The sequence below is a fragment of the Thermosipho globiformans genome (assembly GCF_003990895.1).
Classification (GTDB): domain Bacteria; phylum Thermotogota; class Thermotogae; order Thermotogales; family Fervidobacteriaceae; genus Thermosipho; species Thermosipho japonicus.
Genome location: NZ_BHXD01000013.1, coordinates 17,854 through 30,545 on the forward strand (window position 1 = coordinate 17,854; position 12,692 = coordinate 30,545).

A 12,692-nucleotide genomic window follows, 5' to 3' on the forward strand; every position below is an offset into this window, starting at 1 on the left:
CCTACCCCCTCCTCGTTTTTAAAAGTTCAACAATTGTCTTTGGAAAAGTTGCATAAAATGCAGCGGCTTTTACAAGATGTTCTATTTCTACTTTTTCATTTGGTGCATGTGCAAACCTTTCTTCTCCAGGACCAAAACCAACAGTCGGTATTCCATATACTCCGGCTGTTACAGTACCATTTGTTGAAAAAGTCCATTTATCTATGAAAGGTTCTTTTCCAAAAACATCGATGTAGTTCTTTTTTGCTGCTTGCACTATGAAACTATCTTCTGGGAAAGTCCAAACTGGAAAGTATTTTTCAGTTGGAAAAATTTCACCTGTATAGGATGGCTTTTTGTATTCAAGTTCAATAATTTCAGCATCTTCTACACCGGCTCTTTTGAACACGTCTTTTATTTCTTCAAAAACAGTTTCTTTTGTTTCACCTTCAGTTATTCTTCTATCGATCTGTATTTCGCATTCATCTGGAACGGCGTTATGAGAAGGAGATTTAAAGAAAATTTGAGAAACGACAATTGTGCCTTTTCCTAGGAAAGAATCGCTTTTTAAACGCTCATTTAATTTTTCAATTTCATTTATTATTTTTGCCATTTTATAAATAGCATTTACGCCTCTTTCAGGTGCACTTGCATGGGCTGACAGCCCTGTAGTTCTAATTCTAAATTCGATTCTCCCCCTATGACCTCTGTATATATTTAACGATGTAGGTTCTGTAATCACAACAAAATCAGGTTTTAGATGTTCTTTTTCTACAATATATCTCCAGCAAAGTCCGTCGCAATCTTCTTCCATTACTGTACCGGTTATGTAAAGTGTAAAATCATCAAAAAGCCCCAATTCTTTTAAAATTTTTGCACCATACACCATGGAACACATTCCGGCTTTTTGATCGGAAGCACCACGGCCATACACCCATTTTTCATCATAGTCCCCACTGAAGGGATCTTTTTCCCAAAGTTTTTCATTTCCTATGTCTACGGTATCAATGTGAGCATCCATTGCAATTTTGTATTTTCCATTTCCGATCTTTCCAATAATGTTTCCTAATCCATCAATTTTGATTTCATCAAAACCTACTTTTTCCATTTCCTCTTTTATTACTTGAACAACTTCTTTCTCTTGACATGAATAACTTTTTGCTCTTATGAGTTTACTCATGAAGTTGACGATTTCATTTTTGTATTTATAAGCAAGTTCTAATGCTTTATTCATCAAAACACCTCCCATATCTTTTGTTTGTATTATAGTTTGAATTAAAGCTATAAAAAATATATGAAAAACAGAAAAAATGGAAAGAAAATTGTATTTTTAAAGGATATTTGTGAAAAACAAAAATACTAGGAAGATAAAAACTTTTGTTGACAAAAGAAAATAATGTGCTAAATTATTAGTTGTGATGGGGCCGTAGCTCAGTTGGGAGAGCGCTACCTTCGCACGGTAGAGGCCGTGGGTTCAAATCCCATCGGCTCCACCAAAAAATAAACCTCCACGCAATTAGCGTGGAGGTTTTGTTTTATACTTTTTGAGATTATAACTTTTTTACTTCTTCAAGGATCTTATCAACTATTATTTGTCCAACTCTCAGTTGTGCTTCAACTGTTGAAGCACCAATATGAGGTGTTGCAACAACATTTGGAAGTTCAAGAAGTTTTTTTCTTAGTTCATCTGTTGGAGGTTCAACTTCAAATACATCAAGGCCAGCTGCATAGACTTTTCCAGAAACAAGTGCGTTATAAAGTGCTTCTTCATCAACTACTCCACCACGTGCTGCATTGATTAATATGACTCCTTCTTTCATCTTTTCAAATGCATCTTTTGATACAAGATGTTTTGTCTCATTTGTTAAAGGAACATGGATTGTAATAAAATCTGATTCCTTAAATATTGTGTCAAGATCAACTATTTCAACATTCATATCTGTTTCCTTAACAAAAGGATCATATGCAAGTACTCTCATGTCAAAAGCAAGTAATCTTTTTGCAACTTCTCTTCCAATGTTTCCAAAACCAATAATTCCAACTGTTCTTTTGTAGAGTTCGTGACCTTTTAGTTGTTTTTTTGTCCACTCACCATTTTTTAGATCTATTGTTCCCTTTGCAATATGTCTTGCACAAGAGATCATTAGTCCAATTGCAAGTTCTGCAACAGAAATTCCATTTGCTCCAGGAGTGTTTATAACCTTAATACCTTTTTCTTTTGCCTTTTCAACATCAACATTGTCAAGTCCAGTTCCTGCTCTTGCGATTATTTTTAAATTTTTTCCAGCCTCAATGACGTCAGCGGTCACTTTTGTTGCACTTCTTACAACTAAAACGTCTATATTTGGAATTTCCTTTATTAGCTCTTCTTTTTCAAGATGCTCTGAGGTCACATTGTATCCAGAGTTCATGAGTCTTTCCATGGCACTCTTGTCAAGAGGATCATTTACATGTATTCTCATTATTTGTTTACCTCCTTAAAGAGGACCTCTTGAGCTGCCTTGACTCCTGTGCCAAATTCTACTTTGTATCCAAGTTCATTCAAAACAAATTCAAGTGCAGATATACCAACAATTGTATCAAAAATGCTCAAATAACCAAGAGTTGAAATTCTAAAGATCTTACCTTTTACATGTTCTTGTCCACCTGCAATTGTTACACCGTATTTATCTCTCATAATTTTTGTTAATTTATTTCCATCTACACCTTCAGGAACTTTAACGGCGGTTGCAACGTTTCCTGGGCGTTTGGAGAAGAGTTCTAATCCCATAGCCTTTACAGCAGCTCTTGTTGCATCCGCAAGTATTCTATGCCTTTCCCAAACATTTTCTATTCCTTCTTCTTTAACCATTTGAATTGCTTTTCTTAACATGTATATTAGGTTAACACCTGGAGTCCATGGATTGTCTGGATATTTTTTTGCGTATGCTTTGAGGTTAAAGTAGTAATTTGAATTTTTGCTATTTTCTACTAATTTCCATGCCTTGTCATTTAATGCAATAAATGCAAGTCCTGGAGGAAGCATAACGCCTTTTTGAGAACCACTTACAACAACGTCTACTCCCCATTCGTCCATCTTTAGTGGTTCTGCAAGAAGGGCACTAACAGCATCAGTTACGAGAACTACATCTGTATCTCTTGTAACTTTTGCAATACCTTCAAGATCAATAACTGTACCAGTTGAGGTTTCACTATATGTTGTGAATACAGCTTTTGCATCTGGATGTTTTTCAATAGCTTCTTTAATTTGTTCTGGTGTAACGGCCTCTCCCCATTCTAATTTAATAGACACAACATTTACATTAAATCTTTCTGCAATTTCTCTCCATCTTTCTCCGAATTTACCTGCTTCGACAATAATTGCTTTGTCTCCAGGGTTTAAAAGGTTTGTTACAGCAGCTTCTAGAGCACCTGTTCCCGAAGAAAGAAGTGTGTAAACTCTATGTTCTGTTTGAAAGAGATATTTTAACTCATTCAAAGTTTCCTCTAGTATTTTTACAAATTGTGGGGTTCTGTGGTGAATAGTTTCACGAGCGCCTTCTAGTAAAATCTCAGATGGGACTGGAGTTGGCCCAGGAGCCAAAAGATAATTCTTTTTAATCATTTAATAACACCTCCTAGTTTTTTTGTAGTTACCACTTACAATTTTAAATTAAATAAATGAATTGTAAATGGAGTTTATTGTTAGTATTTTTCAATAAACTAGAGAAAATTGCTGATTTTGAAGGAAAACTTGCTTATTTAGAGTTTTACTATTTTGTATTTCTATTGTACACTTATTATAGAATTATTTCAATTGTTAAAAAATGCAAAATTTTGCATGCAAAAAATTGCAAACAATGAGAAATAAGATACATATATTTGGAGGTGAAACTATGGATTATAGTTCAAAGTATTCGAAATTAGGTGACAACCTTCGATCCTCCTTGATAAGAGAACTCTTAAAGTACGCAAGTGTTGAAGGTGCTATTTCGTTTGGAGGAGGAGTTCCAGACCCAGAAACCTTCCCAAGACACGAACTTTCCAAAATTGCATCCGAAGTTATAGAAAATGAATATGGCTACGTGCTTCAATATAGTACAACCGAAGGTGATCCAGAACTTGCAAAGCAAATGTTGAGATTATTGGAAAAATTATTTGGAATTAGTGGCCTTGACGAATCAAATATTATGTTTACGACAGGTTCACAGCAGGCACTTGAGCTTGCTGGAAAGGTATTTTTAGATGAAGAAAGCATAGCTATTGTTGAGAATCCATTTTATCTTGGTGCGGCAAGTGCATTTAGAATGAGATTTGCAAATTTTGTTTCGGTACCTATTGAAGATGATGGAATGAATGTGGATGTTTTAGAAAAGAAATTAAAAGAGCTCGATGAGAAAGGTCAGATAAAGAAAGTAAAGTTTATTTATGTAATTCCAAACTTTCACAACCCAGCTGGTGCAACACTTTCTTTGGAAAAGAGAAAGAGAATTATAGAGCTTGCTGAAAAATATGACTTGTTAATATTAGAAGACGATCCATATGGATTGCTCAGGTTTGAGGGAGAGCATCTTCCTTCATTATTTAAACTTGCAGGAAAAGAAAGAGTTATTCTTCTTAATACTTTTAGTAAGATACTTGCTCCTGGACTTAGAATAGGTGCAGTTATTGGTGAAAAAGAGCTAGTTAGAAAATTTGTTCTTGCAAAACAAGGTACAGATTTGTGTAGTCCAGCTTTAACACAAAGAATTGCAGCAAGATATCTTGAAAGATACGATTTGGTTGAACAAATTACACCGACACTAAAGCTTTATAAATCAAAGAGAGATACAATGATGAAAGCTTTTGAAGAAAACTTTTCAGATATTAATGGTATTAAATGGATTTATCCATCAGGTGGTTTGTTTACTTGGGTTACTTTACCTGAAGGTTTTGATACTCTTGAAATGTTTGAAATTGCAAAGAAAAGATTAGTGTTTTATATCCCAGGCCAAGCATTTACTCCTGATGACAGCGTTTCAAGTTCAATGAGGCTTTCATTCTGTTTACCACCACATGAAAAGATAATAGAAGGTGTTAAAAGATTGAAAGATGTAATTGTTGAGTATGGAAAGAGTAAGGGGTTGATATAGTGTTGATTTTAGTTATTAACCCTGGCTCTACAAGTACAAAGGTAGCAATTTTTGAAGATGATATAAAGAAAGTTCAGGAGACTTTGAGACATGACGTAGAAGAACTTGAAAAATTTAGTGATTTAATGGAACAAGAAGATTTTAGAAAAGAAGCAATTTTAAAATTTGTAGAATCTAATGGCTACAAATTGGAAGATTTTGATGCAATAGCATGTAGAGGTGGAATTTTACCACCACTTGAAAGTGGAACATACATAGTAAATGAAGAGATGGTTGATTATTTAAAAAATAAGACTAGGGTAAAGCATGCATCTAATCTTGCAGCGGTAATTGGATATTCACTATCTGGTGGAAAGATTCCTGTATATATAACTGACCCGGTTTCGGTTGATGAAATGATTGATGAAGCTAGACTTTCTGGAATTCCTGAGATAGAAAGACTTAGCCTTGCACATGCGTTGAATATAAAGGCGGTAGCAAGGGAAGTTGCAAATCAACTAGGAAAAAGATATGAAGAATTAAATATGGTTGTAGCACATCTTGGTGGAGGAATATCCGTAACAGCTCATGAAAAAGGTAGAATGATAGATGTAAATAATGCAAATGACGAAGGTCCATTTAGCCCAGAAAGAACTGGAGAACTTCCAGTAGGTGATGTGGCAAAATTATGCTTTTCAGGAAAATATACAAAAGAAGAGTTAAAAAAGATGTTTATAGGAAAAGGTGGAGTTGTAGCTTATTTAGGAACAAATGATGTAAAAAAGGTCATGGAAGAAGGAACTGAAGAGGAAAAATTCATAATAGATGCAATGGTATACCAAATTGCAAAAGAAATTGGCGGAATGTGTGCAGTTTTAAAGGGAAAAGTTGATGCAATTGTCATAACAGGTGGAATTGCAAATAATGTGGAAGTTGTGGAAAAGATAAAATCTTATGTATTTAAATTTGCTCCTGTCTTTTCTGTACCCGGAGAATTTGAAATGGAAGCTTTAGCAAAGGGAGCTTTAAGAGTTTTAAAAGGTGAGGAAGAGGCAAAGATATGGGGTGAGAAAAAATGAAAAAACTAAATGAAATTTTAGAAAAAGCTAAAAAGTATGGGCCAAAAACTGTCGCAGTTGCAGCAAGTGAAGATGAAGTTGTTCTTAAAGCAATTGATAAAGCAAAAAAAGAAGGAATAATAAACGCAATGCTCGTTGGAGATGTAGAAAAAACTAAAAAATTAGCAAATGAAAACAATATTGACTTAAGCGAATATAAACTAGTGGATGCAAAGGATTACAATGATGCTGCGGAAAAAGCTGTAAAATTAGTTGCAGATAAACAAGCTGACTTTGTAATGAAGGGAAAGATCAAAACTGGAGATTTGATGAGAGTTGTTTTAAAAGAGGAATATGGTCTTAGAACCGGAAAAACATTATCGTTAGTTAGTATTTTTGAAACTCCTTTGTATCATAAACTTTTGGTTGTTTCTGATGCTGGAATGACAATTGCCCCAACTTTAGAACAGAAAGTAGACCTTATAAATAATGCAATTTTTGTGGCAAAAAAGGCAGTAGGTGTTGAAATTCCTAAGGTTGCTATCTTAGGTGCTGTTGAAATAGTTAATCCAAAAATGCCAGCAACAATTGAAGCAGCCATTCTTTCACAAATGAATAAAAGAGGTCAAATCAAAGGTTGTATTGTTGATGGACCTTTCGCTTTGGATAATGCAGTTTCAAAAGAAGCAGCAGAGCATAAAGGGATCGTAAGTGATGTTGCTGGTGATGCAGATGTTTTAATTATGCCAGATATAGAAGCAGGAAATATTTTCTATAAATCGATGGTATTTTTAGGTGGAGCAAAGGTTGCATCTGCAATAGTTGGTGCAAAAGTTCCAGTTGCATTGACTTCGAGAGCAGATTCTGATGAGACAAAGTTACTTTCCCTTGCTCTTACAACGCTTTTGGCAGGTGATCTTAATGTATAGAATATTAGTTATAAATCCAGGTTCAACCAGTACAAAATTGGCTATTTTTGAAGACGAAAAGCAAGTGGCTTCTAAAACCTTAAGACATACCCCTGAGGAGCTTTCTCAATTTAAGAGATTAATAGATCAATATGAATTTAGGGTAAATGCAATTGAAGAGTTTTTAAAAACACTTGGATTTGAATACAAAGATTTTAATGCTGTTGTTGGCCGCGGAGGTCTTGTAAGGCCTATTCCAAGTGGAACTTATTTAGTTGATGAGTTAATGGTTGAGGAATTAAAACAAGCAAAATATGGGGAGCATGCATCAAATCTTGGAGCTGTAATAGCTTTTGAAATTTCAAATAAATATAATATTCCTGCATATATTGTTGATCCAGTTGTTGTGGATGAAATGGAAAAAATTGCAAAGATTTCTGGACATCCAATGTTTGAAAGAAAATCAATTTTCCATGCTCTAAATCAAAAGGCTGTTGCAAGAAGAGCTGCTGAAGAGCTAGGAAAAAAATACGAAGAAACAAACCTTATTGTTGTTCATATGGGTGGAGGTATTTCCATAGGTGCTCACAGAAATGGAAAAGTCATTGATGTAAACAATGCACTCGATGGTGATGGACCATTTACCCCTGAAAGAAGTGGTACACTTCCATTGACTCAGTTGATTGATTTGTGTTATTCAGGAAAGTACGATTATGATTTTATAAAAAAGAGAATAAAAGGAAAAGGTGGACTTGTGGCATACCTTGGTACCAATGATGCAATGAAGGTACAGGAAATGATCTCAAGTGGTGATAAAAAGGCAGAACTTGTTTACAAAGCAATGGCATATCAAATTGCAAAATGGATTGGAAAAATGGCAGCAGCCTTAAAAGGAGAAGTTGATGCAATAGTTTTGACCGGGGGACTTGCATATGATGAAAATTACATGGTCAAATGGTTAAAAGAATATACAAGCTTTATTGCTAAAGTACTTGTTTACCCAGGTGGAGATGAAGAAAAAGCGCTTGCAATGGGTGCACTTAGGGTCCTAAGAGGAGAAGAAAAAGCAAGGAGCTATAAGGAAGAGGTGCAAATGCGTGGCTAAAAATTTTGTTTTTGTAGGTTTATTTGGTAGTGGTAAGACGGAAGTTGCAATAAATTATGCATTAAAGTTAAAGAATGAGTATGAAAATGTTGCGATTGCAGATGTGGATATTATTTCTCCATACTTTAGAACAAGAGATGCAATTGATGAACTTGAGGCAGAAGGAATTAAAGTAGTAACACCTCCAGGTGCTTTAAAGCATGCAGATTTACCGATAGTTACTGGTGCGGTAGCAGGTTATTTGAACAATCCTCAGTATAAGACGGTGTTGGATGTTGGCGGGGAGGAAAATGGTATAGTTGTTGTGGGGTATTTAAAACCACACTTGAAAAATACAGAGATTTATATGGTTGTTAATACAAGAAGACCATTTACTTCTACAGTTGAGGGAATTGTAAAGACTTATCAACAATTGACCGAGGTAGCCAAGATAAAAATTGATTATCTAATTAATAATTCTAATTTATCTTCAGAGACGACAAAAGAGGTAATTTTAGAAGGTGAAAGAATATTAAAAGAAGCTTCCCAAGTATTAGAAGTTCCAGTGAAGTATACAGTCATACCAGACTTTTTAGAAGATTTTGAAACAGAGTTTCCAAAATTTAGGTTAAAAAGGTTCATGAAAATGGATTTTTAAGGAGGTTGTGAAAATGCCTAAGGTAAAAGGATATATTGAAATCGATCAGGAAAGATGTAAAGGTTGCGGATTATGTATCAATGCTTGTCCAATGAAAGTTATAGAATTTTCTGATTCATTTAATTCAAAAGGTTATCATCCTGCCGAACCAAAACACTTAGAAAAATGTATTGCATGTGGATTTTGTTATAGAATGTGCCCTGATGTTTGTATAACAGTATACAGGGAAGAGTGAGGAGGGAAAGAGTATGGCAAAAGTAATGGTTAAAGGAACGGAAGCAATTGGCGAAGCCGCGATAAGAGCAGGTTGTAGGCATTTCTTTGGATATCCTATAACTCCTCAAAGTGAGCTTCCAGAATATATGTCAAAGAGATTACCAGAAGTTGGAGGAGTTTTTTTACAAACCGAAAGTGAAGTTGCAACTGTTAACATGTTATACGGTGCAGCATGTACCGGTAAAAGGGTTATGACATCTACATCATCGCCAGGTTTCAGTTTGATGATGGAAGGCGTTTCCTATATGGCCTGCGCAAAACTTCCAGCGGTATTTGTAAACGTTGTACGTGGTGGACCTGGACTTGGTGATATCCAACCAGCACAAGGAGATTATTGGCAAGCAACAAAAGGTGGTGGACACGGAGATTATAGATTAATCGTACTTGCACCATCGACTGTTCAGGAAGCTGTTGATCTTACAGTTCTAGCATTTGATTTATCAGATAAATACAGAACACCTGCTCTTATTCTTGCAGATGGTATGTTGGGACAGATGATGGAACCAGTTGAATTTCCAGAATTTAGAGATCTTTCTACTTTACCTGATCATAGTGATTGGGCTTTAACCGGTGCAAAAGGAAGAGAACCTCATATAGTTACTTCATTTGATATAGATCCTTATAATCTTGAGAAAATGAACTTGGAATTAGTTGAAATATACAAAGAAATAGAAAAGAATGAAGTAAGATGGGAAGAGTACAAAACTGAGGATGCAGATATTGTAATAACAGCATTTGGAACTGTAGCAAGAATTGCAAAGAGTGTTGTTGATATGGCAAGAGAAGATGGATTAAAGGTAGGTTTATTTAGACCAATTACAGTTTGGCCATATCCATATGAACCCCTTGAAAAACTAGCAGATAAGGTAGAAATGTTCTTTGACGTAGAAATGAATATGGGACAAATGCTTGAGGATGTAAAACTAGCTGTAAAAGGTAAAAAGCCAATTAAGTTCTATTCAAGAATGGGTGGAGTAGTTCCAACACCTAATGAGATTTACGATGCATTGAAAAAGGAAATTGGGAGGTGAGTTTAATGAAAAAAGTTTTATATAAAATGCCTGAATCATTAACTGGAAAGGAATTTACGTATTGTCCTGGATGTCACCATGGGATTATCCATAGATTAGTTGCAGAAGTTATTGATGAGCTCGGAATTAGAGAAAAAACATTGGTTGTATCTCCAATAGGTTGTTCAGTTTTTGCATACCAATTTTTTAACATGGATGGAACAATAGCACCACACGGTAGAGCACCAGCAGTTGCAACTGGAATGAAAAGGGCAAGACCAGATTTATATGTATTCACATATCAAGGTGATGGAGACTTGGCAGCAATTGGTACAGCAGAGATTATGCACGCTGCAAATAGAGGAGAAAAGATTACTACGATTTTTGTTAATAACGCAATTTATGGGATGACTGGTGGTCAAATGGCTCCAACAACGCTTTTGGGAATGAAGTCAACAACAACACCATATGGAAGAAAAGCAGAAAATGATGGTTATCCAATGCATATGTGTGAATTCTTAAAAGAAGCAAGGGGAGTAGCATATCTAGCAAGGACAAAGGTGAATACTCCTCAAGATGTAGAAAAAACTAAAAAAGCAATTAAAAAGGCATTTTTAGCTCAGGTAAAGGGAATAGGATTTGGAATGGTTGAAGTTCTATCAACATGTCCAACAAACTGGGGAATTGATCCTGTATCTGCAAACAAATGGCTTGAAGAAAATATGATTCCTGAATATCCATTGGGTGTATTTGTGGATAAGGTTGGTGATGAGAAATGAGATTTGTGTTTGCAGGATTTGGTGGTCAAGGTGTAATGCTTATGGGTCAGATCCTTGCTTATGCAGGAATGATTGAGGGAAAAAGTGTAACTTGGATGCCATCGTACGGTCCTGAAATGCGTGGCGGAACTGCAAATTGTACAGTTGTAGTTGAAGACAAAGAAGTTGCATCACCAGTGGTAGATAAGGCAGAGGTTGTAGTAGCTATGAATATTCCTTCAATGCTAAAATTTCAAAGCTTTGTAACTGATGGTGGATACTTGTTCTTAAACGAATCAGTTATAGACAGAGAACCTGATAGAAAAGATGGAATAAATATATACAAAGTTAATTGTAATGAAATTGCAGATGAACTTGGGAATTTAAAAGTAGCAAACATGGTAATGCTTGGAGCAGTAATTGGGGCTACAAATATAGTTTCAAAAGAAAGTGTAATAAAGGCGCTTGAGCAAAAGTTAACTGGAAAGAAAGCAAACCTTATAGATATTAATATTAAAGCTATTGAAAGAGGAATGCAGGAAGCTAGCAAGCAGTAGGCGGATGAGATAAAGCCCTCATTATGGGACCCTTCGGGTCCCGTCTTTTTAATTAAGATAAAATAAGTTGAAAATGCGAAAAAAGTTTTGAAAAAATTAAAAAATCGTGTATAATTGTTAATAGGAGTGATTAATTTGCTAAAAAGTATGACTGGCTATGCCAAAATGGAAAAGTTTTCAGAAAAATTTAGAGTAAGTTGTGAAGTAAAAAGCCTCAATTCAAAAGGATTAGATATTAATGTATCCCTTCCTTATTATTTATCTTCAAAAGAAATTGAAATTACTAAGATAATTTCAAACTTTTTGACTCGTGGTAAGGTTAATGTAAGAATAAATGTTAAGTTTTTAACACCGGTAAATCTTTCAATCGATTATGTTATGGCCAAATCGTACTATGATACATTAGAAGGCGTAAGGGAGAGTCTTGGAATACAAAATTCGATAGTTTTGGGTGATTTATTGAATTTTAGAGAAATTTTCCGTGGCGATATTGAAGATGAAGTGGTTGAAGAATTGTGGAATTTTACAAGAGAAGTTTTATCATCGTCTTTAGAGATGTTAGTTGAGGAAAGAAAAAAGGAAGGTCAAAAGATATGTAAGGACATAGAAAATATGGTGAAAAAAATAGAAGAAATAACATTTAATATAGAAAAAATTGCTAGTAATATGAAAGAAGAAATTGCAAAGAAATTAAGAGAAAGTGTTGAAGAAATTTTACCTGAAAATGTTGAGATGGATACAAACCAATTTGAAACAGCGGTAGCTTTGATAGCAGATAAAGCAGATATAAGGGAAGAAATAGAAAGATTAAAAAGTCATATAGATAGGATGAAAGAACTTTTATTAAAGGATGAGCCAGTTGGGATGTTATTTAATTTTCTAACACAAGAAGTTCATAGAGAATTTAATACAATACTTTCTAAAAGCAGAATGCTTGAAATTAGTAATTTAGCCCTTGAGGGCAAATATATTAACTCACAATTGAAAGAGCAAATTCAAAACGTTGAATAATTTGGGAGGTGTATTTTATGTTTGGTTTAATTAATATTGGCTTTGGAAACGTAATTGCAGGTGACAGGATTGTAGCAATTGTTAATCCTGAAAGTGCACCACTTAAAAGACTAAAAGAAGATGCAAAGGAAGAAGGAAAGCTTATAGATGCAACATACGGTAGAAAAACAAGAGCTATCCTAATTTCCGATAGTAACCATATAATTTTAAGTGCAATTCAACCAGAAACTATTGCCCAAAGGTTTATGCAATCATTCTTTGAAATAGAAGAACAACTTGACAAGATTAGAAGAAAGGGATAAT

At 34.7% G+C, this 12,692-nt stretch carries 14 protein-coding genes and 1 tRNA gene; 12 read left to right on the plus strand and 3 right to left on the minus strand.

The genetic code is table 11. The annotated features are described in order from the left end of the window. Position 1: 1 nt before the first annotated feature. Positions 2-1,213 carry a YgeY family selenium metabolism-linked hydrolase gene (locus EO083_RS08485; protein WP_126993814.1) on the minus strand — a complete coding sequence of 404 codons (1,212 nt, stop codon included), beginning with the start codon at positions 1,211-1,213 and terminating at the stop codon, positions 2-4. Between the two features lie 186 nt (positions 1,214-1,399). Here EO083_RS08485 and EO083_RS08490 point away from each other — a divergent pair. Next, positions 1,400-1,475, plus strand: a tRNA-Ala gene (locus EO083_RS08490). A gap of 54 nt (positions 1,476-1,529) precedes the next feature. Here EO083_RS08490 and EO083_RS08495 read toward each other — a convergent pair. Next, positions 1,530-2,441: a D-2-hydroxyacid dehydrogenase gene (locus tag EO083_RS08495; protein ID WP_126993816.1), complete on the minus strand. Its 912-nt coding sequence runs from the start codon at positions 2,439-2,441 to the stop codon at positions 1,530-1,532. Further along, the gene (locus tag EO083_RS08500; protein ID WP_126993817.1) at positions 2,441-3,583 is read right to left on the minus strand and encodes a pyridoxal-phosphate-dependent aminotransferase family protein; all 1,143 of its coding nucleotides are present in this window, start codon (positions 3,581-3,583) and stop codon (positions 2,441-2,443) included. The genes EO083_RS08495 and EO083_RS08500 overlap by 1 nt, the downstream gene beginning before the upstream one ends. A 271-nt stretch (positions 3,584-3,854) precedes the next feature. Between EO083_RS08500 and EO083_RS08505 the strand changes: the two genes are divergently transcribed. From EO083_RS08505 to EO083_RS08555, 11 genes are all read left to right on the plus strand, one after another. Further along, on the plus strand, positions 3,855-5,090 hold the full coding sequence (locus EO083_RS08505; protein WP_126993819.1) for an aminotransferase-like domain-containing protein: 1,236 nt from the start codon (positions 3,855-3,857) through the stop codon (positions 5,088-5,090). Further along, positions 5,087-6,148 carry a butyrate kinase gene (gene buk, locus EO083_RS08510; protein ID WP_206512287.1) on the plus strand — a complete coding sequence of 354 codons (1,062 nt, stop codon included), beginning with the start codon at positions 5,087-5,089 and terminating at the stop codon, positions 6,146-6,148. The genes EO083_RS08505 and buk (EO083_RS08510) overlap by 4 nt, the downstream gene beginning before the upstream one ends. Continuing rightward, the gene (locus EO083_RS08515) at positions 6,145-7,056 is read left to right on the plus strand and encodes a phosphate butyryltransferase (protein WP_126993823.1); all 912 of its coding nucleotides are present in this window, start codon (positions 6,145-6,147) and stop codon (positions 7,054-7,056) included. The genes buk (EO083_RS08510) and EO083_RS08515 overlap by 4 nt, the downstream gene beginning before the upstream one ends. Further along, entirely contained in the window at positions 7,049-8,140 is a 1,092-nt protein-coding gene (gene buk, locus EO083_RS08520; protein WP_126993825.1) for a butyrate kinase, read from the plus strand. Before EO083_RS08515 ends, buk (EO083_RS08520) begins: the two co-directional genes overlap by 8 nt. Continuing rightward, positions 8,133-8,777 (plus strand): cobalamin biosynthesis protein CobQ, encoded by a 645-nt coding sequence (locus tag EO083_RS08525; protein WP_126993827.1) that lies wholly within the window; start codon positions 8,133-8,135, stop codon positions 8,775-8,777. The genes buk (EO083_RS08520) and EO083_RS08525 overlap by 8 nt, the downstream gene beginning before the upstream one ends. A gap of 13 nt (positions 8,778-8,790) precedes the next feature. After that, positions 8,791-9,012 (plus strand): 4Fe-4S dicluster domain-containing protein, encoded by a 222-nt coding sequence (locus EO083_RS08530; protein ID WP_004103990.1) that lies wholly within the window; start codon positions 8,791-8,793, stop codon positions 9,010-9,012. A gap of 13 nt (positions 9,013-9,025) precedes the next feature. Continuing rightward, positions 9,026-10,084: a 3-methyl-2-oxobutanoate dehydrogenase subunit VorB gene (locus EO083_RS08535; RefSeq protein ID WP_126993829.1), complete on the plus strand. Its 1,059-nt coding sequence runs from the start codon at positions 9,026-9,028 to the stop codon at positions 10,082-10,084. Between the two features lie 5 nt (positions 10,085-10,089). Next, positions 10,090-10,842: a thiamine pyrophosphate-dependent enzyme gene (locus tag EO083_RS08540; RefSeq protein ID WP_126993831.1), complete on the plus strand. Its 753-nt coding sequence runs from the start codon at positions 10,090-10,092 to the stop codon at positions 10,840-10,842. Next, complete coding sequence (locus EO083_RS08545) at positions 10,839-11,378, plus strand: 2-oxoacid:ferredoxin oxidoreductase subunit gamma family protein (RefSeq protein WP_126993833.1); 540 nt, start codon at positions 10,839-10,841, stop codon at positions 11,376-11,378. The genes EO083_RS08540 and EO083_RS08545 overlap by 4 nt, the downstream gene beginning before the upstream one ends. A 126-nt stretch (positions 11,379-11,504) precedes the next feature. Then, a complete protein-coding gene (locus EO083_RS08550; RefSeq protein ID WP_241230029.1) occupies positions 11,505-12,389 on the plus strand; it encodes a YicC/YloC family endoribonuclease in 885 nt (294 codons plus the stop codon). A gap of 17 nt (positions 12,390-12,406) precedes the next feature. Next, positions 12,407-12,691 (plus strand): DUF370 domain-containing protein, encoded by a 285-nt coding sequence (locus tag EO083_RS08555; protein WP_004103981.1) that lies wholly within the window; start codon positions 12,407-12,409, stop codon positions 12,689-12,691. The last annotated feature ends 1 nt before the right edge of the window (position 12,692 follow it).